This window comes from Dermacoccus sp. SAI-028, from assembly GCF_004346775.1.
GTDB classification, from domain to species: domain Bacteria; phylum Actinomycetota; class Actinomycetes; order Actinomycetales; family Dermatophilaceae; genus Dermacoccus; species Dermacoccus nishinomiyaensis.
This window is the reverse complement of sequence record NZ_SMFS01000001.1, coordinates 2,911,572-2,933,713: the sequence shown is the minus strand read 5'-3', so window position 1 is coordinate 2,933,713 and position 22,142 is coordinate 2,911,572. Positions and strand designations below refer to the sequence as shown.

The window sequence follows — 22,142 nt, the reverse complement described above, 5'->3', positions numbered from 1 at the left end:
CTGAGCCCACGGCGCGCTTCGTCAACGCTCCCTACGCCGAGGTGTGAACGCCTCGCAAGCTCGGCATCCACACCCTCGACTCCGCTCGCTTGATCCTCAGCGCGCGGCTTTCTTGTCTCGCCGACGACGGTGCAGAATCGGCTCGGTGTAGCCGTTGGGCTGCTTCGTTCCCTCGAGGATCAGCTCCTTGGCCGCGTTGAACGCGATGCCGTCGAAGCCCGGCGCCATGGGCTCGTACTTCGCGTCACCGGCGTTCTGCTGGTCGACGACCGGCGCCATGCGCCTCAGCGACTCGACGATCTCGTCTTCGGTGACGATGCCGTGCTGCAGCCAGTTCGCGAGCAGCTGGCTGGAGATGCGCAGCGTCGCCCGGTCCTCCATGAGCGCGACGTCGTGGATGTCGGGCACCTTCGAGCAGCCGACGCCCTGGTCGATCCAGCGCACGACGTAGCCGAGGATCGACTGGCAGTTGTTGTCGAGTTCCTCGCGCTTGTCGGCGTCCGACCAGTCCGTGTTCTCCGCGAGCGGGATCTGCAGGATGTCGTCGACCGACGCGGCCTTGCGCTTCGCGAGCTCCTCCTGCACGGCGAACACGTCGACCTGGTGGTAGTGCAGCGCGTGCAGCGTCGCGGCGGTCGGCGACGGCACCCACGCCGTCGTCGCGCCGGCCTTCGGCTGGCCGATCTTCTGCTCGAGCATGTCCTTCATCAGGTCGGGCATCGCCCACATGCCCTTGCCGATCTGCGCCTTGTGCGCGAGACCGGCAGCGAGGCCCACGTCGACGTTGTTGTCCTCGTACGCCTTGATCCACGTGGAACCCTTCATCTCGCCCTTGCGGATCATCGGGCCCTCGAGCATCGACGTGTGGATCTCGTCGCCGGTGCGGTCGAGGAAGCCCGTGTTGATGAACACGACGCGCTCCTTGGCGGCGTCGATGCAGGCGGAGAGGTTGACCGTCGTGCGGCGCTCCTCGTCCATGATGCCCATCTTGACGGTGTTCTTCGCCAGCCCGACGACGCTCTCGACGCGCTCGAACAGCTCGTTCGCGAACGCGACCTCCTGCGGGCCGTGCATCTTCGGCTTGACGATGTAGATCGAGCCGGCGCGCGTGTTGCTCACGCCGTCCTTGTCGGCGAAGCCGTGGATCGCAGCCGGGACGGTGACGAGGGCGTCGAGGATGCCCTCGCCGATCTCGTTGCCGTCGGCATCGAGGACGGCGTCGCTCGTCATGAGGTGGCCGACGTTGCGGACGAACAGCAACGAGCGGCCCGGAAGGGTGAACGTGTCGCCGCCGGGGGAGACGTATTCGCGGTCGGGGTTGAGCTCGCGCTTGAACGTCTTGCCGTTCTTCGTGATCTCCTCGGCGAGGTCACCCTTGTTGAGGCCGAGCCAGTTCGTGTAACCGAGCACCTTGTCCTCGGCGTCGACGGCGGCGACGGAATCCTCGAGGTCCATGATCGTCGTGACAGCCGACTCGACGAGGACGTCCTTGATGCCGGCCGGGTCGGTCGCGCCGATCGGGGACTCGGAGTCGATCTGGATCTCCAGGTGAAGACCGTTGTGCTTCAGCAGGATTCCCTCCGGCTGCGCAGGCAGCCCCACGTAGCCGGCGAACTCGTCAGTGTTCTTCAGCGACGTCGTGCGCTCACCGTCGAGGTGGACGACGAGCTCGCCGCCGTCGACGCCGAAGCCGGTGACGTCGGTGTACGAACCCTCGGCGAGCGGGACGGCAGTGTCGAGGAAGTTCTTCGCGAACGCGATGACGGCGTCGCCGCGCACCGTGTTGTACGAGGTGCCCTTCTCCTTGCCGTCGGCCTCGTCGATCGCGTCGGTGCCGTAGAGCGCGTCGTAGAGCGAACCCCAGCGGGCGTTCGACGCGTTGAGCGCGAAGCGGGCGTTGAGGATCGGCACGACGAGCTGCGGGCCGGCCTGGTCGGTGATCTCACGGTCGACGTTCTGCGTCGTGATGCTGAACTCGGCCGGAGCATCGACGAGGTAGCCGATCTCGGTGAGGAAGCTCTTGTACGCGTCGAAGTCGGGCTTGCCCGGGTTGGCGCGGTGGTATTCGTCGATCTTGGCCTGGAGGTCGTCACGCTCGGCGAGCAGGGCGCGGTTCTTCGGGCCGAGCTCGGCGACGACGTCGGCGAAGCCCTTCCAGTACGTGTCGGCGTCGACACCGGTGCCGGGCAGGACCTGATCGTTGATGAAGTCGTACAGGATCGTCGCGACCTGCAGACCGTTCACCTCGGTGCGCTGCGTGTCAGCCATGAGCGTTTCCTTCCTCGCGGGGGCATGCCGCCCCCTACGCTACTGGTCGGTAACGTTTCTGTGGGGCAAATCCTCCAAGCCGCCCTCCGCGATTCCCGGACACATCGGCGATTCCTGTCCCCATCGGCGAGTTTCGTCCACTTTCGCAAGCCGCGCCACGAACAGACCACTGAAGATGGTGGCCAGGCCGACCGGTGACGCAGGCGACTGCCGGGGTGACGACCTCTCGCCCCGCGGCGGCTCAGACGTGGGCGTCGAGCCAGGCGAGGATGTCGGCGACGACCTCGTCGCGGTTCGTCTCGTGGAGGATCTCGTGGCGCGCGCCGGGGTAGAGCGTCAGGGTGACGTCGTGCACCCCGACGCCGCGCAGCAGATCGGCGACGGGTCGCACGCCCTTGCCGTTGTCGCCGGCCGGGTCGGCCTCGCCGGAGATGACGAGAACCGGCAGATCCGACGGCGTGCCGGCCGCGAACGAACGCCGGTTGACCAGGCGCAGCCCGCCCAGCATGTCGGCGTAGAACGCGGCGGTGCAGACGAACCCGCACAACGGGTCGGCGACGTAGTCATCGACGGCGGCCTCGTCGCGCGAGAGCCAGTCGAAGTCCGTGCGCGCAGGCGCGAACTGCTTGTTGAACGCCCCGAACGACATCGTGTCGAGGAGCTTGCTCGCGTGCGTGCGCCCCCGCAGACGGCCCTCGGCGCGCGCGACCTGACGTCCGACGCGGCCCAGCAGCCCAGGATCGGCGGGCGTTCCGGAGACGATGAGACCCGCCAGTAGATCGCCGTGTTGCGCCGCGAACGTACGCACCAGTAGCGAACCCATGCTGTGCCCTAGCAGGACGACGGGGCGACCCGGCACCTCGGCCTGCGCGCGCCGCGTCACCTGGAGCAGGTCGTCGACGACGCGCGCCCACCCGTCATCGTCAGCGAAATGACCGAGCACACCACCCTCGGCGGTGCGCCCGTGCCCACGGTGATCGTTCGCGTAGACGGCGTACCCGGCCGCGTTCAACTCCTGCGCGAACCGCTCGTAGCGCGCCGAATGCTCCGCCATGCCGTGAGCGATCTGCACGACGGCGCGCGCTTCTCCGTCCGGCAACCACCGCTGACCGCGGATGACGACGCCGTCACTCGCCGCGACCTCGAACTGCTCTGCTGCCATGTTGACCTCCGCTGTGATTCCGCGACGCTCTTGGATGGGGCGTGAAGACCCCATCGAACCACGCCGACCCGCGATGTTGCCCGGGATTCGGGGCTCCCGTGCCCCAGATCCCGGGCAACATCGAGTGATCGTCAGAGAACTACAGAACCATTCTTCTCGGTTCTCTTCGTCAACGTTCACTTCGGCAGGATCCTCGCTGTGACATGCGCGTCCGCCCGCGCCCGGCATGGCTGGAGCAATCCTCGCTTCGCTGCGGTGACCCCACCCATGCCGTACTCGACGGACACGACGCTGCGGTCCTACCTTCGTTCACTAGATCCTCAGAGAACCATCCGAAACAGGGGCGAGTCGGGATCCACCCGCTCAACCCGCGCCGGCGACGCATCGATCCGCGCAAGCAGATCGGGCAACGACGACGGGTCGCCCAACTCCAGGCCGACGAGCGCCGGGCCCGTCTCGCGGTTGGAACGCTTCGTGTACTCGAACAACGTGATGTCGTCGTCAGGCCCGAGTACCCCGTCGAGAAAACGCCTCAACTGCCCGGGTTCCTGCGGAAATTCGACGATGAAGTAATGCTTGCGGCCCTCGAACACGAGCGAACGCTCGACGACCTCCGCATAGCGCGACACGTCGTTGTTTCCGCCCGACAGGATCGCGAGGACGAGCTCGCCATCGGCGAAGTCGACACCGGGCAACGCTGCGGGCGCGAGCGCGCCGGCAGGCTCCGCGATGATGCCGTCGCTCTGATACAGGTCGAGCATCTCCGTGCAGATCTGCCCCTCCGGCACGCTGAAGCACGGCACGCCGCCGGCAGCGATGATCGGGTACGTGTGCGCGCCGAGCAGGCCGACCGTCGCGCCGTCGACGAACGGATCGGTCACCGGCACCGCCACCGGGCGTCCCTCAGCAAGCGCCGCCTGCAGCGACGGCGCCCCCACCGGTTCGACGCCGACGATGCGCGACGACGGATGGCGCTCCCGCACCCACGCCGTGATGCCCGCCAGCAACCCGCCGCCACCGACGGGCACGACGACGACGTCCGGCACCTTGCCGTACTGCGCCTCGCACTGCGCGAACGCCTCGAGCGCGACGGTGCCCTGCCCCGCGATGGTGCGGACGTCGTCGAACGCGGGCACGAGCGTCGCCCCGGTCGTCGCAGCGAATTCGCCTGCAGCGCCAGCGGCGACGTCGTACGTGTCGCCCTCGACGACCGTCTCGACCCACGGCCCGCCGAGCACTCGAACCCGCTCACGCTTCTGACGGGGCGTCGTGCGCGGCAGGAAGATCGTCGCCTTCACGCCGAGGCGCGAGCACGCGTATGCGACGCCCTGGGCATGGTTGCCGGCCGACGCGCAGACGACGCCCGCCGCGCGCGCGTCGTCGTCGAGCTGCGCGATGAGGTTGCTCGCTCCACGAATCTTGTACGAGCGCACCGGCTGCTGATCCTCGCGCTTGAGCACGACGCTCGCGCCGAACTTCGTCGACAGGCGGCTGCTCTCGAACAGCATCGTGGGGTGGAGCAGGTCGGTGAGGCGCTCGGCGGCGGCTTCGACGTCGGACGCATCGACCTCGGGACGCAGGGTGGGTGTGCTCGTCACGTCAGCCACCGTCTCACGGGCGACCCCGCGAATGTCGGGATGAACCGGATCGCGGATGCCCCCCTGGTCTCCCGCGTGCGACCCGGCAACCTCGGGCGCGGCTCAGCCGACGACGGGTGACGCAGCGGAAGCTGCGGCAGCGCCCTCGCGGCACGCGCGGCAGACGCCCCAGTACGTCACCTCGGCCTCGTCGATGTCGAACCCCTCGCTGAGTTCGGACTCGTGCGCCGCCGTCAGGCACGGTGTGTCGCCGACGGCACAGGGGATGTCGACGATCGTCGCGCATTGTCGGCACACGAGGTGGTGGTGGTTGTCGCCGACGCGTCGTTCGTAGAGCGCGGATTGGCCGGCCGGCTCGATGCGGCGGATGATGCCGTGCGCCGTCATCGCATGCAGGGCGTCGTAGACGGTTTGCGTCGAGACCTTGCCGTAACTGTCGCGCACCGCCTGGATGACGGTCTCCGCATCCGAGTGGGGGCGCGTCTCGAGGGCATCGAGGATGGCGACGCGCGGGCCGGTGATCCGCAGGTTCACCTGACGCAGCATGGTGCGCGGATCGGTGGCGGGCGTCGTCGTCATGCCTCCATGATGCCGCGATTTCTGGAACGAATCAAGAAAGCCTGCTCGTCGAGTGGGGCAGGGCCCGCAGATCGGCTATGATGGTTAGCGAGGGGAGTACTTCCCACGTCTCGGCTCCGGTCAATACGAGCGCGATCATGCGCGCTCCCGGTTCGAGAGCGGCGGATCGTTCCGCGGCGAAGGAGACCTCAGTTCGTCACTCATGCGATCTGAGGTAGTTCCATGCACTCCCTGGCCACCCCCACTCTCTGGGCCGTGACGCTCATCGGGCTCATCGTCCTGTTCGCGCTCGACTTCCTCGTCACGCGCAAACCTCACGAGGTATCGCTCAAGGAAGCGACGGCCTGGTCGACGTTCTACATCGCGTTGCCGGTCGCGTTCGGCGCCTGGTTGTGGAGCGCGCACGGCTCGACGACGGGCACCGAGTTCTACACCGGCTACCTCGTCGAGAAGTCACTCAGCGTCGACAACCTGTTCCTGTTCATGATGCTGCTGACGGCGTTCGCCGTGCCCAAGATGTACCAGCAGCGGGTGCTCCTCATCGGCGTCGCCGGCGCCCTCGTCATGCGCGCCATCATGATCGCGCTCGGCGCGCAGTTGCTCTCGAACTTCGCCTGGATGTTCGTCATCTTCGGCGCGTTCCTGCTGTGGACGGCCGTGAAGGTCTGGTGCGACACCCGTCAGGGCGACGACCACACCGTCGACCCGGGTGACATGCGCATCGTCAAGGTCATCCGCCGTTTCTTCCCCGTCACCGACGGCTACCGCGGCTCCGCGATGCTCGTGCGAGAAGACGCTGACGCCGGCGCTACCGGTCGGTCCGTCCGTCGCGCGTTGACGCCTCTGGCCGTCGTGACGCTGGCCGTCCTCGCGACGGACGCCTTGTTCGCGCTCGACTCGGTGCCCGCCGTCTACGGCATCACGTCCGACCCGTACCTCGTCTTCGTGACGAACGCGTTCGCGCTGCTCGGTCTGCGCGCGCTGTACTTCCTCGTCGAGGGCGTCCTCGGCAAGCTCGTACACCTCGGCTACGGTCTCGCCGTCATCCTCGCGTTCATCGGATACAAGCTCATCGCGCACTGGGCGCACGACGTCTGGTCGTGGGTGTGGACGCCGTCGACGGCCGTCTCGCTCAGCGTCATCGTCCTGTCGCTGCTGACGGTGACGGCGACGAGCTTGGTCGCCACCCGACGTCGCTGAATCACGAGACAAGCTCGCCGCGCAGGCCCCACAGGCCTGCGCGGCGGTGCGCGGTCTGCACTGCCGGGTGCCGGGCCACTCGCGCGCTACACGCGCACGTGTTCGAGCGTCGGCACATCGGGGGTGCCGGCCGGACGCGCGAGATGCCGGGGTCGCGCGGGAAACCAGGGGTCGCGATCCTGCGGCGCGCCCTTGGGTTCGACGACGGCGTAGACGGCGAGCATCTCGGGCGGAAACGGGGCGAGGGAGCGCGCGAGGTCATCGTCGACGTAGTTGACGCGCAGCTTGCGGCTGATCGTGCCGTCACCGTCCATGCGGTACTCGATCTTGAGCACCTTGTCCTCGGGCAGGTCGTTGAGGATGTCGTCGAGGCCACGCACCTCGCTGATGCTCCAGCGGCTGCGATGCACCTCGAGCGCATCACCGTAGATGGGTGTGAGCAGTCGCGTCGTGAGCTCGACGTCAGTGGCGCTGGCGATGACGCGCGGTCGCCCGGCGTCGAGAAAACGGACGCGACGCAGCATGGCGCCGCTCGAGAACAGGCCGGCCTCGACGGAGCGCACGTGCGCGCTGACCGGGGTGCGGTCCTTCGTCAGCGGATCGGGGATGTCGTGTGCGTGCGCCCAAGCGTCCCCCGGCTCGAGTTCGCACGCACTGATCTCGTACCCGGTCCACGTCCCACGCCCGAACACGGGCTGCCCCACGAGCGGCCGCGCCTTCTTCGCGCAGTCGGTGGCCAGTGCTACGAAGGGCGTCTGCTCCCACGTCAGATGCGGCGGCGAACCGAGCGGCAGCATCCCACAGCCAGTCAGGACGACCTCGTCCTCACACAGCGCCAACTGCCCCCGCAGTTCGACGCTCATCCCCTCGTCGAGCACCAAGCTCGTCATCGGATTGCTCATCGGCCTCCCCCCAGGCTGACGGTGACGGCCGCAGGCGTCCCGTTCATTCACTCATTATGAGATCCGACTCATAAGTTGTGCAAGGGGCGCCAATTCGGTGGCGGAGAGGCCGAAATCTGGTTGCCGGGGTCAGCGGCGCCGCAGGATGCGCAACGAGCCCGTCTGCGACACCTGCTCGAAGCCGTCGCCCAGGGCGCGTTCGACGACATGCCACGGTGCCTGCCCACCGTCATTCGGGTCGGGGAAGACGTCGTGCACCGCGAGCAACCCGCCGACGCTGACGTGCGGCGCGAACGCCGCGTAGTCGTGCTGCGCCATCTCCTCGACGTGGTTGCCGTCGAGGAAGAGGAACTCGACGGGGGTGCGCCACCACGTCGCGACCTGCGCCGTCGTCGCGACGACGATGCTGACGACGTCCTTGACGTGCTCGTCCCAGGTGCGACGAAATGCGGGCAGCGTGTCGAGCAGACCCGAGTGCTCATCGACCATCGACGTGTCGTGCCACTCCCAGCCGGGCTGGTTCTCCTCGCTGCCGTGGTGATGGTCGACGGTCACCACCTGCGTTGGGGCGTCGGACGATTCGGCGACGACGCGCGCCGCCTGCGCGAGCAGCACCGTCGACTTGCCGCAGTACGTGCCGATCTCGAGCCGGGTGCCGGGACGGGCGCTCGCGGCCGCCTCGTACAGCGCCTGCCCCTCGTCGTCCGGCATGAAACCGGTCGTCGCGTGGAAGGCGTCGAGAACGTCCTGGGGAAGGGGCGGGGTGCTCATCGGGGCTCCTCGTGGTCTCTGACGGCGCTGTGGCTCGGCGTGCGGGCCGGCCACGTCATGGCGTGGAAGAAGTTGGCGGCGGGCGTGAGGCCGTCGAGGGCATCGGCGGCGAGCAGCATCGCGCCGGCGCTCCATCCCGTCTGCTCGACGGGCCACACGGCGTCGTCGTCGACGACGTACCCCGTCCAATAGCCGCCGCTCGTGTCGCGTGTGTGCTGCAGGTCGGCGAAGACGGCGCGCGCGTCGCGTCGCGCGCGATCTTCGTGCGGCGTGCCGTCGAGGCAACACAGCGCCATGACGAGTTCGGCGCTCTCCCCGCCGGTGACCCACGGTCGGTCGTCGACGCAGCGGACCCCCTGGCCCTCGATGACGAAGCGATCCCAGTCGCGACGCAGGTGCGTGGCCGCGTGGTCGCCGACGAGAGCGCCGCCGAGGACGGGGTAGAACCAGTCCATCGAGAAGCGGCGACGGTCGGCGAACAGTTCGACCTGACGCACCGCTGCCGCGAGCCGGGTGCCGGATTCGCGCCAGGACGCAGCGTCATCGATGTGGCCGAGGGTATCCGCGATGGCGGCCGCGGCCCACAGCGACTGCAGGATGCTGGCGTTGCCGGTGAGCAACGCATGGTCGCCGAGGCCGCCGCGACGGTTGATCGCCCAGGCGATCGTGCAGTCGTCGCGCTGGGCCGTCAGGACGTGTCGGATCGCCGCACGGACCATCGGCCAGTTCTCGGCGAGGATGCCGCGGTCGGGGCCGTCGCCGCGCCCTGCGCCGGTGACGAGCGCGAGATGCCAGACGCCGACGGCCGGGTAGGCGCACTGGTTCGTGTCGCTCTCGTCCTGTTCGACGACGCCGTCTCTCACGCGCATCGGCCACGAGCCGTCCTCACGCTGCGTTTCGCGCAGGTGCTGCAGGCCGAGACGGGCGCGTTCGCTCAGCTGCTCGGCGGTGTGATTGACACGTGGTGATCCTGTTTCACGTGAAACATGGGCGGCGATCGTCAGGCCCATGAGTGCCTCGGTGTGGTTCCAGGCGTCCCACTGCCCGCCGACGAACCACGGCAGCGCGCCGTCTTCGCCCTGGAGGAGAGCAATGAACAGGCCTGTCTCGCAGACTTGTTCACTGGTGAGGGCTGACGTCATCGGCGCGACGGGGTTCAGTACTGCTTCTGCAGGTACACGACGAAGCTCTTGCCCATGACGGGGTTGAGCGCCTTCTCGGCCTGACGCGTCAGCGCCGGCGCCTTCATCATGTCCCAGACGAGCATGCGGTGATACGCCTTGACGGCGGGGTTGGTGTCGTTGTCGACCCCGACCGCGCACTTGAGCCACCAGTACGGCGAGTGCAGCGCGTGCGCGTGGTGTGTGCCGAGCGTCATCAGGCCACGCTTCTCGAGCTTGCCGACGAGTTCGCTCGCCTTGTTGATGCGCACGTGGCCACCCTCGACCTCGTGGTAGGGCGTCGACAGGGCCCAGCAGATCTTCTCGGGCCAGTACCGCGGCACCGTCACGGCGACGAGGCCGCCGGGCTTGGTCACGCGCACGATCTCGTCGATGGCGGCGTCATCCTCGACGATGTGCTCGAGCACTTCGGAGGCGATGACGCGCTCGAAGCTCGCGTCGTCGAACGGCATCGCGCGCGCGTCACCCTGGACGGTGCGGTAGGCGCCGCTCGCAGGCATCTGGCCCTCGGCGGCCATGGCGTCGAACATCGTCTGCACCTCGTCGAGGTCGGACTGGCTGAAGTCGAACGCCGTGACGTCCCCGCCGCGACGCAGCGCCTCGAAGCTGTGACGTCCCTGCCCGCACCCGACGTCGAGCACCGTCATGCCCGGGCCCAGGGTGAAGCGGTTGAAGTCGACGGTCAGCATCGGGCGATCTCCTCGGTGTAGACGGCGGCCGTCGCCTCGGCGACAGCCCGCCATGAGTATGTCGTGACGGCGCGACGGCGACCGACGCGTCCGAATCGTGTTCGGGTCTCCTCGGATTCGAGCAGGCTGACGATGCCGCCCGCGAGAGCGCGCGCATCACCTGGCTCGACGAGGATGCCGGCGTCGGAGCCGTCGGCGTCAGCGCTCGTGTCCGGCTCGCCTGCCGCGTGGGCGCGTGGGCCCGCGCTCCCGCCGTGGGCGGCGGGAACCCTGCCTGCGCTGCCGGTGACAGCCGACGTCTCGCCGTCGGTGCCGTGCACGAGTTGCGGCAGCGCGCCGACGCGCGTCGCGACGACGGGTGTGCCGCACGCCATGGCCTCGACCGCGGGCAGCGAGAAACCTTCATAGAGACTCGGCACGACGTGGACGGCGGCGCTCGCGAGTAGACCCGCGAGGTCGTCGTCGCTGATGCCGCTGACGAACCGGACGCGAGGGGACAATCCGAGGGCTTCGAGTTGGGTCTCGACCGCGCGGTTCGGTGTGCCGACGACGACGAGTTCGCGCCACGCGTCCTGCGGTAGGAAAGCGAGCGCGTCGATGAGCACACTCAACCCCTTGAGTGGCACGTTCGCGCTCGTGATCGTCGTGAGGCGTCCGGGCACGCGGTGGCGCGCCGAGCCGTCAGGCCAGAACGTCTCGACGTCGACGCCCGGGGCGGGCGTCTCGACGGCGATCCCAGGTGCACTCTTCGCGACGCCGGCGTCGGGCGTGAACGTCTCGACGTCGACGCCGACGGGGATGATGCTGATGCGTTCGGGGTCGACCCCGAATTCTCGGACGATGTCGTCGCGGCTCGTCTCGCTCACGGTGATGATGCGGCTGCTCGCGCGGGCGACGCGCGCCTGCATCGGCACGAACGAGTACCAACGCCATTTCGTGTACTTGCGCCACGGGTTCGTCGCGGCCTCGATCTCGAGGCGGCGGTCGGCGCTGATCGGGTGGTGGATCGTCGTGACGACGGGCAGGCCGCCGCGCGCGATGTCGAGCAGGCCCGGCGCGAGCGTCTGGTTGTCATGCAGGACGTCGAACTCTCTTGACCGCGAACGCATCTCGCGCGCCAGTCGCATCCCGAACGTGCGTGGTTCGGGAAACGAACCCGACAGCATCCCCGCGTATTCGACGACGTCGATGCGGTCGCGCAGTTCGCGCGGATGGGGGTGACGGAACGGGTCGTCATCGTTGTAGAGGTCGAGGCTCACCAGCTTCTCGAGGCGCAGCCTGCCGGGGTTCGTCGGCTCGATGCTCGCCGTCGCGCCGGCCCGCTTGGCTGGCGACGTCTGGCGACTCGCTGGACCCGTCGCCCGGTCAGTCGCACGGCCAGCCACAAGGCGGGCGTCGTCCAGTTCGGGGTAGGGAGGGCCGGAGAAGACGGTGACGTCGTGGCCGAGAGCGGCGAGTTCGCGGCTGAGGTGACGCACGTAGATGCCCTGGCCGCCGCTGTGCGGCTTGCTGCGATAGGAGGACAGCGCGATGCGCATCGGGCCCTCCTTCGCAAGCGGCGTGGTTCGGTGTTCAGCCTACTCGGACGCTACTCGCGGGTACGACAACGTGTGGCGGCACGCACACCCGTGGCGTCGATCACCACATAGGGTGCAGGTTGTATCGGCCGTCGATGAAGGTGGCTTTTCGCGTCTGACTGCACCGCGATTCTCGTCCACATCTGCACCTCTTGTCCCCATCTGCGATTCCTGTCCCCCTTCGCGATTTTCGTCCACATCGGCGAACGGCGTCCACGTTCGCCCCGAGAGGATCCCATGAGCTCAACAGCATCCGCCCCGCGCGTCGGCGGTGAGCGTCGCAACTCGGTGATGAGCAATGTCGCGCGTGGTTCGCTCGGCAATCTCATCGAGTGGTTCGACTTCTACAACTACGCGATCTTCACGACGTACATCGCGTCGAACTTCTTCGCCAAGGGTGATGAGACGCAGGCGCTGCTCGACACGTGGGCCGTCTTCGCCATCACGTTCCTGATGCGGCCCATCGGGTCGTGGTTCTTCGGACGCTACGCCGACCGCAAGGGTCGCCGCGCCGCCCTGACGACGTCGGTGCTGCTCATGGCGCTCGGTACCCTCATGATCGGCGCGGCGCCGACCTACGACCGGATCGGCATCTGGGCGACCGTCCTGCTCTGGGTCGGGCGCGCGATCAGCGGCTTCAGCGTCGGCGGTGAATACGGGACGACGGCCGCGTACATGTCGGAGATCGCGACGCCGAACCGTCGCGGGTTCTACTCGAGCTTCCAGTACGTGACGCTCGTCGGCGGCCAGGTGCTCGCAGCGTTGCTGCAGGTCGTCCTCCAGCACGTGCTCGACAAGGAGCAGATGCACACTTGGGGGTGGCGTCTGCCGTTCTTCATCGGCGCCGCGGGCGCACTCGTCGTGCTGTGGCTGCGGCGCAGCATGGACGAGACGGCTGACGTCGCGGATACCACCTCGGGTGGCGCGGCGGCAGGTACCTCGACCGAGAACAAGGGCTCGCTCGGCCTGCTGTTCCGCGAGTACTGGCGGCCGTTCATCGTCGTCGTCGGCCTGACGATCGGCGGGACGACATCGTTCTACGTCTACACGACCCTCATGCAGAGCTACATGAAGAAGGTGGCGGGGCTCGACGCGGACACCGTCTCGATCGTCAACCTGTGCGCGCTGACGGTGTTCATGATCGTGCAGCCGCTGTACGGACTGCTGTCCGACAAGATCGGGCGACGCACCATGCTGCTCATCTTCGGCGTCGGCTCGCTCATCATCACGTGGCCGGTGCTCGGCGCGATCCGTTCGGTCGAATCGGGCCTCGCGGCGTTCGGGTTGCAGATGTTCGCGCTGCTCATCGTCGCGTTCTACACGTCGGTCAACGCCGTCGCGAAGGCCGAGCTCTTCCCGACGCGCGTGCGCGCCCTCGGCGTCGGACTCGGATATGGCCTGGCGAACGCCGTCTTCGGTGGCACCGCGCCCTACATCGGCACCTGGTTCGCCTCCCATGGCAACGAGAAGGGCTTCCGCGTCTACCTGCTCGCGTGCGTCGCAGTGTCGCTCGCCGTGTACCTGTGGGGGCTGCGCAACAAGACGGTGACTGAACTCGATCGCGACTTCGGCTCCGCCTGGGGTGACGCGCCGGACGCACCGTCGTCCGATGACGCCCGCCCGGCGGGTCGCTGAGCGTCGCGCGCCCGCCTCATCTGCGATTCCTGTTCCCATCGGCGAATCTCGTCCACGTTCGTTCGTCCAAATTTTCCCGAGGAGCCTCCGTGCCATCAGCTCTCGACGGCCTGCTCATCGCCGACTTCGGCCGCGTCTTGGCCGGCCCTTACGCGACGATGCTGCTCGGCGACCTGGGCGCCGACGTCGTCAAGATCGAGCGCCCTGACGGCGGTGACGACACGCGCGCCTGGGGTCCGCCGTTCACCGAGGACGGGGAGGCGACGTACTTCCTGTCGGTCAACCGCAACAAGCGCAGCGAGTTCTGGGATCTTCGCGAGGCGGACGATCTCGCCGCCGCACGCGATCTCGTGACGCGCGCCGACGTCGTCGTCGAGAATTTCTTGCCGGGGACGATGGCGCGGCTGGGGTTCGGGTATGAGCAGGTGCGTGAGTGGAACCCGGACGTCGTCTACGTATCGATCACCGGTTTCGGTGAGTCGGCGTTGCCCGGGTACGACCTGCTCGTGCAGGCCGTCGGTGGCCTCATGTCGGTGACCGGGCCGCCCGACGAGCCGACGAAGGTCGGCGTCGCGCTCGTCGACGTCGTCACCGGTCTGCATGCTGCCGTCGGCATGCTCGCGGCGTTGCGGCATCGCGACGCGACAGGGGAGGGGCAACGCGTCGAGGTGTCGTTGCTGTCGTCCCTGCTGTCGGCGCTGACGAATCAGGCCGGCGCGCACGTCATGACGGGGGCCGTGCCGCGCCGCATGGGCAACCGTCACCCGTCGCTCGTGCCGTACGAAGTGTTCGAGACCGCGGATCGGCCGCTCGCCATCGCCGTCGGCAATGATCGCCAGTTCGCCTGCGCCGCAGAGGTGCTCAGTCACGACGAGTGGACGCAGGACGCCCGCTTTGCGACCAACTCCGCGCGGGTCGAGCATCGCGACGACCTCGTCCCGCTGATGCTCGAGGCGCTGTCGGCACATGGGGCGCAGGAATGGGCCGAGCGTTTCGCGGACGCCGGTGTGCCCGCCGGGCCCGTCAACGATCTCGCGCAGGCGTTCGCGCTTGCCGAGTCGGTCGGCCTCGACATGCGTGTCGACGTCGAGGGCGTCGCGCAGGTCGCCAACCCGATTCGGATGTCGGCGACGCCAGCGAGCTATCGGCGCCGCCCGCCTCGCCTGGAGGCGTGACGTCGACGTCGAGTCAGGCGAGGGCGACTCAGTCGAGATCGAGCTGAGGATTCACCGCGCCCACCGTGCGAAGGCGCTCGATGACGACGCCCGCACGACGGCGGGTTTCCGGACTCACCGCGTCGTCGGAGCGGGCGCTCACCGTCAGGCGTGTTGCGCCGTCTCGCACGCCGAGGCGAACGTAGGGCCTCTCCGCGGCGCTCGATTGCGGCGTCGCTTCCAGTGTGCTCAAGGCCGTCGCGGCATCCGACCATCCGTGGGTCCGCGTCGTCGGACCCACGGCGACGGTGGCGTACGTCTGCGCACACCGGAAGGTCAGATGCGTGCTTATGCCGTCGGTGCCGGCCACCTTGCGCAGGACGGCGACCGTCGGAGCGGTCACTCGGTCGAGATCCTCGCACTTCGTTGCGATGACGTCGGATTCCACGACGAAGGTCGCCTTCGCCGCGGGCTGTGCGCGGTCGGGGAGCAAGCGCGCTTCCGTCCGCGGGTTCGTGCGCGCCACGTCGAGATAGGCCTGCGCCTGCGCCGTCGTCAGGGCTGGGCCGGAGGTGGTCACGGCGAGGCTGTTGTCGCCGCTCGCGTTCAACCCGGCGGTGAAGAAGTGGATGGACGCTGGGATGTTTGCCGCCATTGGGTACGCGCCCTCGGGGTAGCGGCTGCGGACGAAGGCCGCGGCGTCCCGAACGTTCGCGGCCGTCGCGTCGTCCGTGAGGTCGATGGCGACGTCGAACCCGTAGCGCTGACCCTTGCAGCCGTCGATGCACTCGATCGCTTCCTCGGCGCGAACCCGTGCCACGCCGGGCCGCTTTTCGAGTTGCTCCTCGAGAGCATGTGCGTAGGCAGGCGCCGGCTGGGTCGGTTCGCGGAACGAGGAATCGTGCCTTGTGAGGTTGACGACGGCGACACCGGCCGCGATCAGCGCCACCACCAGGGCGAGCGCCACCGTCAGCGGCCAGCGTCGTGTCGTTGTCATGGTGTTTGGACGGCAACGCCCGCGCGCCGGTTCCACGGCCCGCGCGGCGAGCGGTTCTGGCGGGCGAGCGCGGCGGGAAGAGATTGCCTCCGGTGTTTGTTTGAATGGCCGACGAACCACAATCTTTTTTCGAGGAGCAAGGCCTGTGGCAACCATCGAACTGACCGGTGAGAAGTTCACCGAGACCATCGAGAACAACGGCATCGTCCTCGTCGACTTCTGGGCGGCCTGGTGCGGCCCGTGCCGTCAGTTCGCGCCCGTGTTCGAAGCGGCGAGCGAGAAGCACGACGACATCGTCTTCGCGAAGGTCGACACCGATGCCGAGCAGGAGCTCGCGGCGGCCGCGAACATCCAGTCCATCCCGACGCTCATGGCGTTCCGCGACGGCCTCATGGTGTTCTCCAACTCGGGCGTGCTGCCCGCGGCGGCCGTCGAGGACCTGATCCGTCAGATCCGTGAGCTGCCGATGGACGACATCCGCGCAAAGATGGAGGCCGACGCCAAGGCCCGCGAAGCTGGCGTGGGCGCCGGTGGCGGCTGCGGCTGCGGCGGGTGCAACTGCGGTCGCGCCGAGAGCGAAGAGACCGCAGCCCAGGCCTGAGCCTCGACGAACGCCCGGCGCCCCGACGAGGGGTGCCGGGCGTTCGCGTGTTCATGACGCGTCATGCGTTCACCGTCGAGCGCCGCCGGTCACGGTGCGGGCCGCAGGTCCAGCGTGGGCGTAGGCACCTCGAGTGCGCGAAGCTGCGCCACGACCGTCGTCGCGTCGTTCTTCACCTCGGACGTCGCATTCGACGGGTGGCCCGTCACCGTGAGGACGGCGCTGTGGTGCTTGTGCTTCAGGTAGACGCCGTCACGTCGGTACGACCTGCTGCCCGCCGGCGGGGTCATGAGTCGCGACAGGGTGTCGGTCATCGTCGACCATCCGGTCGTGTGCGTCGTCGCGCCGATCGGCACCTCACCCGCGGCGTGCTCGCACCGGAAGTGAAACTCCGCTGGCGTGCCCTTGCGGCGTATCGCCGACAGCGCGGTGACGGTGTTCGCGGCCGTCGCGTCGAGCGTCGCGCAATCGCTGGTCTTGATGGTGGAGCGAACGACGAACGACGGCGCGTCGTCCCTGCCTGACGACGACCATGACGCCGACGACGACGGGTTGACGCGGGCAGCCGCCACGAACGCGTCGACCTGCGTGCTCGTCAACGCGCTGGCCCTGGTCGGTGACGAAGCCGTGCCGTGGCTGCCGTTGGAGGTCGGCACGATGAGAGCACCGTCCTGCGGCGAGTGCAGGCTGAAGCGGATTCGCCCGGGAGAACGTGCCCACTCCGGCGGAGCCGTGCGCGGGTAGAGCTCGTTGATCGTGCGGTTGACGTCGAGCACGTGGCGTGCGCTGGCGTCGTCCGTCAGCGTGACGTCGACCGTGAACTCCTGGTCACGGCCCTGGCAGCCGTCGATGCAGTTCACCTTCATGACGACGCGCGAATTCGCCACACCAGGCTGGTGGCGCACGGCATTCTCGATGTCGCGCGCGATCGCCCGGTCCGGCTGTGCGGGCTCCGATCCGCCGTGCCCGCCTGGGGCACCGATTCGGGACGACAGCGCGAACGCCGAAACGGCGCCGATGATGCCCAGCACCGCGACGGCGAGGGTGATGATGATGGACCGGCGCATGTCTTGCTTCCCTCGATGGTGTGCTGGCGTGACGTGCGCGCGGGGTGTGGTGGTTCCGTCGAGGCCGGTGGTGATGGCGTGCCGGCGTACCGCACGGCAGTGCTCTATCTCGTGTGTTTCGCGCGCCGCCGCCGGGCTACGAGATCGCACGAGGCACTTCTTGGCCCGACGTGTGCGGCGAGGGGTTTCCTGTGGACCGGCGGGATCAGGGGGTCTCGAGGCCGCCCCTCCACGTTGAGGTGCGTGGCCGGCTGCGTGTTGGATGGGCGCATGACTTCTTGGATCGCCCCGCATCTCGTCCTCGGCACGATGCATTTCGGCACGAAGACGGACGGGGCGACGTCATTCGCCCTCATGGATCGCTACGTCGACGCCGGTGGGCGCACGCTCGACACGGCCAACTGCTATGCGTTCTGGGCGAATCCGACGGGTGCGGGCGGCCAGAGCGAGCAGACGATCGGGGCGTGGCTGCGCGCCAACGCCGGCATCCGCGAAGGTTTGACGATTGCGACGAAGGTGGGTCAGGAACCGGCGCGGGCCGGCGACTTCACCGAATGGGAGGGCCTCGCGCCTGACGTCATCGCCACCCAGTTCGAGCGAAGCCGCGAACGTCTCGGCATCGACGTCGTCGATGTCTACTGGGCGCACGGTGAGGATCGTTCGACGCCGATGCCCGACGTCGTCGCGGCGCTGGGTTCCCTTGTTGCGCGAGGGAAGGTGAGCCGGCTCGGTGTGAGCAACCACCCGACGTGGCGCGTCGAGCAGGCACGCATGCTGGCCGCCGAGCAGGGCGTCGAGCCGTTCACGGCGCTGCAGCTGACGACGTCGTACGTCCGCCCGCGCCCCGACACGCAGGTGCCGGGCAAGGATCACCGTTTCGGGTTCGTCAGCGACGAGACGATCGACTATCTCGAGACGCATGACGACCTCGAGTGCTGGGCCTACAGCCCGCTGATCCAGGGTGCGTATGACCGTGACGACCGGCCGCTGCCCGAGGTCTACGACCACCCGGGGACGACGCGTCGCCTCTCGGCGCTGCGGTCGGTGGCTGACGAACTGGGCGCGCAGCCCGGGCAGGTCGTGCTGTCCTGGCTCGTGCAGGGCAGCCCGTCGATGCGCCCAATCGTCGGGGCAAGTTCGCTCGCGCAGCTCGACGCCGCACTGGCTGCTCCGCAGCTCAGCGACGCTCACATGGCGCGCCTCGACTCGGCTCGCTGACGATCCCCCCTCGTGCGCTGGGTGGCGCGAGTGCGGGTGGTAAGCGCGTCAGGCTTCCTCATGTGCGTCAGCCCGCGAGATGAAGAGATGAGGCGGTGAGTCGTCGCGTCCGAGGAAACCGTCAGGAAATCGCGTCGTGTTCGTGCACCTCGAGCGCGCCGGACGGGCACCGCGCCACGGGTGCGCCTCCGTTCGGGTCGTGGCTGCCGTCTGTGAGGAACCGCATCCTCGACGCTATTCCGCCCGGGCCAGGACCATCGCGATGCCGACACGGCCTGTCACGCCGAGTTTGGTGGCGGCCGACGTCAGGTGTTGTTTCACCGTGCTCTCGCTCAAGAACAATGCGGCGGCGATGGCGGGGTTCGACATCTCCTGCGCCACCATCTCGACGATCTCGCGCTCACGGTCACTCAACCGTGCGAGCTTCGCGCGAGCGTCCATGCGCGCGGCGCCCCCGGCGTCGAGGTATCCGGTGCGCAGATGCGCGGCGCTCGCGGGCGACATGGGGCTGCGCCCCTCGTGTGCGTCGCGGATCGCGCCGTACAGCGCCCCGCGCGCTGACGCCTTGAGGATGAACCCGACGGCACCGGCGTCCATTGCCTGCGGCACGTACTCCTGCTCGTCGAACGTCGTGAGAATGATGACGCGCGGTGCGTTCGGCCGCTTCGTCAGTGCGCGCGTCGCGTCGATGCCGTTGATGCGCTCCATGCGCACGTCCATGAGGACGACATCCGGGTGATGTGCTGTGACGACCCCGATCACCTCGTCGCCGTCGCTCGCCGTCGCGACGAGTTCGATACCGGGCGCGGCCTTGAGCATGACGCGGATGAGGTCGAGCACCATCGGGTCGTCGTCGACGGCCATGACGCGGATCGCGCGCTCAGCGCCGGCATGGGCCGGAAGGGATGCGCCGTCGGGACGGTCAATGTCGTTCATGCTCAACTGCTTTCGTACTCTCGTCGCATTCGACACGTGTGGTGCCGTGGATCGAGCCGTCGTCAGACACGCGGCATCGTCCACGGCAGCGTGGCGCTCGCGGTGAAGCGGCGACCGTCGGGTGACGGGCCTGCCCAGAACGATCCTCCGACGTCCTGAGCGCGCCGCGCCACGCCCGTCAGGCCGGTTCCCGAACCATCCGATCGGGCAGCGCGCGCGACATCGGGCAGCGGGTTGGCCGTCGAGATCGTGATGCCACCGCGCGCGTCACCGCGGATGTCGAGCTGCACGAGAGAGCCCGGCGCGTGCTTGCGCGCGTTCGTCAGCAGTTCGGTGGTGATGCGGTACGCGCTGCGCGAGATGACGGGGTCCAGGGGGTGCGACTGATCGACGAACACGTTCGAGCTGACGGGCGTGCCCGCGTCGATGCACTCACGCACGAGATCGGCGATGTCGGCCAGATCGTGATGATCCGCCGACTCGTCGGTCGCGCCGGTGCGCAGCATCGCTAGCAGCGAACGCAGACCCGTCATCGAACCGGCCGCGCCCTCCTGGATCTGTCGCGCGCGATCCTCGACGTCACGCGAACCCGCCTCCTGCGCCTCGATCTCGAGAGCGTTGGCCTGCATCGACAGCAGGCTCAACCGGTGGCCCAGGACGTCGTGCACCTCGCGAGCGAGCGCCTCGCGCTCCTCCTTCTCGGCCATCTGCCGGTCGAGGTCGTGCATTCGGGTCTGGCCCACGCGGACTGGATCATCGACCTCGGCTCCGGCGCGGGACACGACGGTGGGCGCGTCGTCTTCGAGGGCACCCCAGCCGACCTCGTCGCCGATGCGACGACGCACACCGGCGAGCACCTCAAGGCCTACGTGGGCGCCTGAGACGCGAGAACGCGGCCGGGTTTCACCCCATTCGGTGTGGGGACCCGGCCGCATCAGCCGGGCGTGCGCCGAGTCGACCGACCGCCCGCATCCTCACGCTAACGACGGCAGCAGGCCGTGAGCGCTCCAGCCCGCACGCATAACGCGTGCGCTCAGGCCCGCACGTCCGAGGCAGCCCCGAGCGTACGTCAGCAGGCGGTGCGCTTGGCCGTCAGCTCGAGGGGCTTGATGATCGTGCTCATGCCCTTGGGCACGCGCGAGCACACGCTGGCTGCGGAACCGGAGTACTCGACGTTGAAGACAGGCTTGTTCGCCGCGAGCATCGGCGCGTAGCGGTCGCACTCGTCGTAGGCGACACATTCTTCGTTGACGGCGAAGTCGATGCTCGTCTGCAACTGCGGGAGGATTTCCAGGCTGTTCTTCAGGCCGATCGCCAGGCCCCGCTTGTGCGCGTCGGCGATGAGCTGACGTTGGTAGGCGACGGCGTCGGACTGCTTGATGGGGAACCCGCTCGTCGCGGCGTAACCGTCCATGTTGTCAGGGTCGACGGCGTCGAAGCCCTTCGCCTTGCACACGTCCATGCGCTTGGCCATGATCGGCGCCAGCTTGGCGCGCTGGCGCACGTCGAGCCAGCGCTCGCCCGGCCAGTCATCGAGCGGCTTGCCGAGCGTCGACGCGGGGAACTTCTTCGCGTCCGGACGCCACTGCTCGTACCCGCCGGCGTTGATGTAGCAGATCACCTTGATGTTGCGCCGGTGCAGAGCGGTGACGGTCTTCGTGCTCGTCCCCTCCCAGTCGAGGTTGTAGACCGATGCCTTGACGGAGGTGTCGAGCGCGCCGCTGTACTGGATCTGCCAGCTCTGCCCACGCGCGGGCTTCCACCACGTGGCGCCCGGCTTGCCGTTCGACGTTGCGGCGCTCGGGGCCGTTCCGGCGGCACTCGCGGACGGCGGGAGGGCCTGGTCGTCCGTGGCCGCGCACGCACTCGTCGTGAGCGCGAGCACGAGCGCGCCCGCTGCGGGGAGCGAGGTCTTCATCGTGCCTTCACGAGTTCAGGGTGACAGTCGGCGTACGGCGCGGGCAGCACGTCCCACGGGTTGGGCAGGCCACGGTCGGTGGCCCAGCTGAAGTGCGCCCCGCGGCTCGCGGCCAGGGCCGGCACGGAGGCGAGGTGCTCGGGTGGCACGCCGTGCACGAGGTGCCACTGCTTGTGCGGGCTGACCGCCTGCAACCACTCGGGCATCTGCAGGTGGGCGTAGTCCTGCCAGGCAGCCTCGGCCACACAGGTGACGTCGGCCGTCTCGACGAGGCGTCGCGTTGGCACGACGCCGGGGTTGGCGATGACGTGCTCGACCCCGGCACGCCGCAGCGCGTCGATCCACTCGACCGACCAGGCGCCCTGACGATCCTGCGACGGGACGCAGTCGAGCATGACGTCGTGGATGCCGTACCACCGCTGCCACTGTTCGACCTGCTCGAGCACGTCACCCCAGGGGCGCTGGCCGTAGCCGACGTTGACGTACCCGACCGTCGTCGTGGCGAGCCCGCGCGCGAGCGGTTCGCGGTAGTAGGGATCCTGTGGTCCGCGGCCGGGCCCGTTCTCGATGTTGACGACGACGAAGCCGAAACCGAACGCGCCCTCGGCGAGGCGCTGCCAGGCGAGCGGAGCCTGCGCGGGGTGGATGTACCAGGGCACGGCCGGGGTGGGTTGAAGGACGTGGAACAC

At 68.4% G+C, this 22,142-nt stretch carries 21 protein-coding genes; 6 read left to right on the top strand and 15 right to left on the bottom strand.

The features are described from left to right. Nucleotides 1-96: 96 nt before the first annotated feature. The 4 genes from EDC82_RS13355 to EDC82_RS13340 all read right to left on the bottom strand — a co-directional run bounded on the left by EDC82_RS13355 (nucleotide 97) and on the right by EDC82_RS13340 (nucleotide 5,607). Nucleotides 97-2,268, bottom strand: a complete 2,172-nt coding sequence (locus EDC82_RS13355) for a malate synthase G (protein WP_006946379.1) — start codon at nucleotides 2,266-2,268, stop codon at nucleotides 97-99. 241 nt (nucleotides 2,269-2,509) lie between these two features. Beyond that, entirely contained in the window at nucleotides 2,510-3,430 is a 921-nt protein-coding gene (locus tag EDC82_RS13350) for an alpha/beta hydrolase (protein WP_006946386.1), read from the bottom strand. A gap of 320 nt (nucleotides 3,431-3,750) precedes the next feature. Continuing rightward, nucleotides 3,751-5,037: a threonine ammonia-lyase IlvA gene (ilvA, locus tag EDC82_RS13345; protein ID WP_006946380.1), complete on the bottom strand. Its 1,287-nt coding sequence runs from the start codon at nucleotides 5,035-5,037 to the stop codon at nucleotides 3,751-3,753. A gap of 93 nt (nucleotides 5,038-5,130) precedes the next feature. Continuing rightward, nucleotides 5,131-5,607 carry a Fur family transcriptional regulator gene (locus tag EDC82_RS13340; protein ID WP_006946384.1) on the bottom strand — a complete coding sequence of 159 codons (477 nt, stop codon included), beginning with the start codon at nucleotides 5,605-5,607 and terminating at the stop codon, nucleotides 5,131-5,133. A 222-nt stretch (nucleotides 5,608-5,829) separates the two neighbouring features. Between EDC82_RS13340 and EDC82_RS13335 the strand changes: the two genes are divergently transcribed. After that, nucleotides 5,830-6,807: a TerC/Alx family metal homeostasis membrane protein gene (locus tag EDC82_RS13335; protein ID WP_006946385.1), complete on the top strand. Its 978-nt coding sequence runs from the start codon at nucleotides 5,830-5,832 to the stop codon at nucleotides 6,805-6,807. An 86-nt stretch (nucleotides 6,808-6,893) separates the two neighbouring features. Here EDC82_RS13335 and EDC82_RS13330 read toward each other — a convergent pair whose 3' ends face one another. The 5 genes from EDC82_RS13330 to EDC82_RS14650 all read right to left on the bottom strand — a co-directional run bounded on the left by EDC82_RS13330 (nucleotide 6,894) and on the right by EDC82_RS14650 (nucleotide 11,888). Beyond that, on the bottom strand, nucleotides 6,894-7,709 hold the full coding sequence (locus EDC82_RS13330; RefSeq protein ID WP_144708445.1) for a hypothetical protein: 816 nt from the start codon (nucleotides 7,707-7,709) through the stop codon (nucleotides 6,894-6,896). Nucleotides 7,710-7,838: 129 nt separating this feature from the next. Continuing rightward, complete coding sequence (locus EDC82_RS13325) at nucleotides 7,839-8,480, bottom strand: class I SAM-dependent methyltransferase (RefSeq protein WP_006946394.1); 642 nt, start codon at nucleotides 8,478-8,480, stop codon at nucleotides 7,839-7,841. Beyond that, on the bottom strand, nucleotides 8,477-9,622 hold the full coding sequence (locus EDC82_RS13320) for a hypothetical protein (protein WP_006946390.1): 1,146 nt from the start codon (nucleotides 9,620-9,622) through the stop codon (nucleotides 8,477-8,479). The genes EDC82_RS13325 and EDC82_RS13320 overlap by 4 nt, the downstream gene beginning before the upstream one ends. A gap of 14 nt (nucleotides 9,623-9,636) precedes the next feature. Next, nucleotides 9,637-10,350, bottom strand: a complete 714-nt coding sequence (locus EDC82_RS13315) for a class I SAM-dependent methyltransferase (RefSeq protein WP_006946388.1) — start codon at nucleotides 10,348-10,350, stop codon at nucleotides 9,637-9,639. Next, nucleotides 10,344-11,888, bottom strand: a complete 1,545-nt coding sequence (locus EDC82_RS14650) for a glycosyltransferase family 4 protein (RefSeq protein ID WP_006946383.1) — start codon at nucleotides 11,886-11,888, stop codon at nucleotides 10,344-10,346. Before EDC82_RS14650 ends, EDC82_RS13315 begins: the two co-directional genes overlap by 7 nt. A gap of 276 nt (nucleotides 11,889-12,164) precedes the next feature. On the opposite strand from EDC82_RS14650, the gene EDC82_RS13305 reads away from it, so the two are divergent. Then, a complete protein-coding gene (locus EDC82_RS13305) occupies nucleotides 12,165-13,562 on the top strand; it encodes an MFS transporter (RefSeq protein WP_131941827.1) in 1,398 nt (465 codons plus the stop codon). An 89-nt stretch (nucleotides 13,563-13,651) separates the two neighbouring features. Continuing rightward, the gene (locus EDC82_RS13300) at nucleotides 13,652-14,737 is read left to right on the top strand and encodes a CaiB/BaiF CoA-transferase family protein (protein WP_131941825.1); all 1,086 of its coding nucleotides are present in this window, start codon (nucleotides 13,652-13,654) and stop codon (nucleotides 14,735-14,737) included. A 28-nt stretch (nucleotides 14,738-14,765) separates the two neighbouring features. Here EDC82_RS13300 and EDC82_RS13295 read toward each other — a convergent pair whose 3' ends face one another. Continuing rightward, nucleotides 14,766-15,911: a hypothetical protein gene (locus tag EDC82_RS13295; protein ID WP_171969932.1), complete on the bottom strand. Its 1,146-nt coding sequence runs from the start codon at nucleotides 15,909-15,911 to the stop codon at nucleotides 14,766-14,768. Here EDC82_RS13295 and trxA point away from each other — a divergent pair. Then, on the top strand, nucleotides 15,859-16,314 hold the full coding sequence (gene trxA / locus EDC82_RS13290; RefSeq protein WP_062256812.1) for a thioredoxin: 456 nt from the start codon (nucleotides 15,859-15,861) through the stop codon (nucleotides 16,312-16,314). The genes EDC82_RS13295 and trxA overlap by 53 nt on opposite strands. Nucleotides 16,315-16,403: 89 nt before the next feature. Here trxA and EDC82_RS13285 read toward each other — a convergent pair whose 3' ends face one another. Then, nucleotides 16,404-17,381 carry a hypothetical protein gene (locus tag EDC82_RS13285; protein WP_131941821.1) on the bottom strand — a complete coding sequence of 326 codons (978 nt, stop codon included), beginning with the start codon at nucleotides 17,379-17,381 and terminating at the stop codon, nucleotides 16,404-16,406. Between the two features lie 270 nt (nucleotides 17,382-17,651). Here EDC82_RS13285 and EDC82_RS13280 point away from each other — a divergent pair, with 270 nt between their 5' ends. Next, nucleotides 17,652-18,599: an aldo/keto reductase gene (locus EDC82_RS13280; protein WP_074046063.1), complete on the top strand. Its 948-nt coding sequence runs from the start codon at nucleotides 17,652-17,654 to the stop codon at nucleotides 18,597-18,599. Nucleotides 18,600-18,833: 234 nt separating this feature from the next. Here the strand turns inward: EDC82_RS13280 and EDC82_RS13275 are convergent, their stop codons facing one another. Further along, on the bottom strand, nucleotides 18,834-19,535 hold the full coding sequence (locus EDC82_RS13275) for a response regulator transcription factor (RefSeq protein ID WP_131941819.1): 702 nt from the start codon (nucleotides 19,533-19,535) through the stop codon (nucleotides 18,834-18,836). A gap of 62 nt (nucleotides 19,536-19,597) precedes the next feature. After that, nucleotides 19,598-20,263 carry a sensor histidine kinase gene (locus tag EDC82_RS13270; protein WP_160126262.1) on the bottom strand — a complete coding sequence of 222 codons (666 nt, stop codon included), beginning with the start codon at nucleotides 20,261-20,263 and terminating at the stop codon, nucleotides 19,598-19,600. On the opposite strand from EDC82_RS13270, the gene EDC82_RS14645 reads away from it, so the two are divergent. After that, nucleotides 20,258-20,416 carry a hypothetical protein gene (locus EDC82_RS14645; protein ID WP_160126261.1) on the top strand — a complete coding sequence of 53 codons (159 nt, stop codon included), beginning with the start codon at nucleotides 20,258-20,260 and terminating at the stop codon, nucleotides 20,414-20,416. The two genes, EDC82_RS13270 and EDC82_RS14645, sit on opposite strands and share 6 nt — an antisense overlap. A gap of 188 nt (nucleotides 20,417-20,604) precedes the next feature. On the opposite strand, the gene EDC82_RS13265 is transcribed toward EDC82_RS14645, so the two are convergent. Further along, a complete protein-coding gene (locus EDC82_RS13265; protein ID WP_062256826.1) occupies nucleotides 20,605-21,453 on the bottom strand; it encodes an endo alpha-1,4 polygalactosaminidase in 849 nt (282 codons plus the stop codon). Next, nucleotides 21,450-22,142, bottom strand: coding sequence for a spherulation-specific family 4 protein (locus EDC82_RS13260; protein ID WP_160126260.1), 693 nt, complete (start codon nucleotides 22,140-22,142; stop codon nucleotides 21,450-21,452). The genes EDC82_RS13265 and EDC82_RS13260 overlap by 4 nt, the downstream gene beginning before the upstream one ends.

Excerpts from the sequence above, each read along its gene's own strand:
- EDC82_RS13355 (WP_006946379.1), bottom strand. The coding sequence starts at position 2,268 with ATGGCTGACACGCAGCGCACCGAGGTGAACGGTCTGCAGGTCGCGACG.
- EDC82_RS13350 (WP_006946386.1), bottom strand. The coding sequence starts at position 3,430 with ATGGCAGCAGAGCAGTTCGAGGTCGCGGCGAGTGACGGCGTCGTCATC.
- EDC82_RS13340 (WP_006946384.1), bottom strand. The coding sequence starts at position 5,607 with ATGACGACGACGCCCGCCACCGATCCGCGCACCATGCTGCGTCAGGTG.
- EDC82_RS13335 (WP_006946385.1), top strand. The coding sequence starts at position 5,830 with ATGCACTCCCTGGCCACCCCCACTCTCTGGGCCGTGACGCTCATCGGG.
- EDC82_RS13330 (WP_144708445.1), bottom strand. The coding sequence starts at position 7,709 with ATGAGCAATCCGATGACGAGCTTGGTGCTCGACGAGGGGATGAGCGTC.
- EDC82_RS13325 (WP_006946394.1), bottom strand. The coding sequence starts at position 8,480 with ATGAGCACCCCGCCCCTTCCCCAGGACGTTCTCGACGCCTTCCACGCG.
- EDC82_RS13320 (WP_006946390.1), bottom strand. The coding sequence starts at position 9,622 with ATGACGTCAGCCCTCACCAGTGAACAAGTCTGCGAGACAGGCCTGTTC.
- EDC82_RS13315 (WP_006946388.1), bottom strand. The coding sequence starts at position 10,350 with ATGCTGACCGTCGACTTCAACCGCTTCACCCTGGGCCCGGGCATGACG.
- EDC82_RS14650 (WP_006946383.1), bottom strand. The coding sequence starts at position 11,888 with ATGCGCATCGCGCTGTCCTCCTATCGCAGCAAGCCGCACAGCGGCGGC.
- EDC82_RS13305 (WP_131941827.1), top strand. The coding sequence starts at position 12,165 with ATGAGCTCAACAGCATCCGCCCCGCGCGTCGGCGGTGAGCGTCGCAAC.
- EDC82_RS13285 (WP_131941821.1), bottom strand. The coding sequence starts at position 17,381 with ATGCGCCGGTCCATCATCATCACCCTCGCCGTCGCGGTGCTGGGCATC.
- EDC82_RS13280 (WP_074046063.1), top strand. The coding sequence starts at position 17,652 with ATGACTTCTTGGATCGCCCCGCATCTCGTCCTCGGCACGATGCATTTC.
- EDC82_RS13275 (WP_131941819.1), bottom strand. The coding sequence starts at position 19,535 with ATGAACGACATTGACCGTCCCGACGGCGCATCCCTTCCGGCCCATGCC.
- EDC82_RS13270 (WP_160126262.1), bottom strand. The coding sequence starts at position 20,263 with ATGCACGACCTCGACCGGCAGATGGCCGAGAAGGAGGAGCGCGAGGCG.
- EDC82_RS13265 (WP_062256826.1), bottom strand. The coding sequence starts at position 21,453 with ATGAAGACCTCGCTCCCCGCAGCGGGCGCGCTCGTGCTCGCGCTCACG.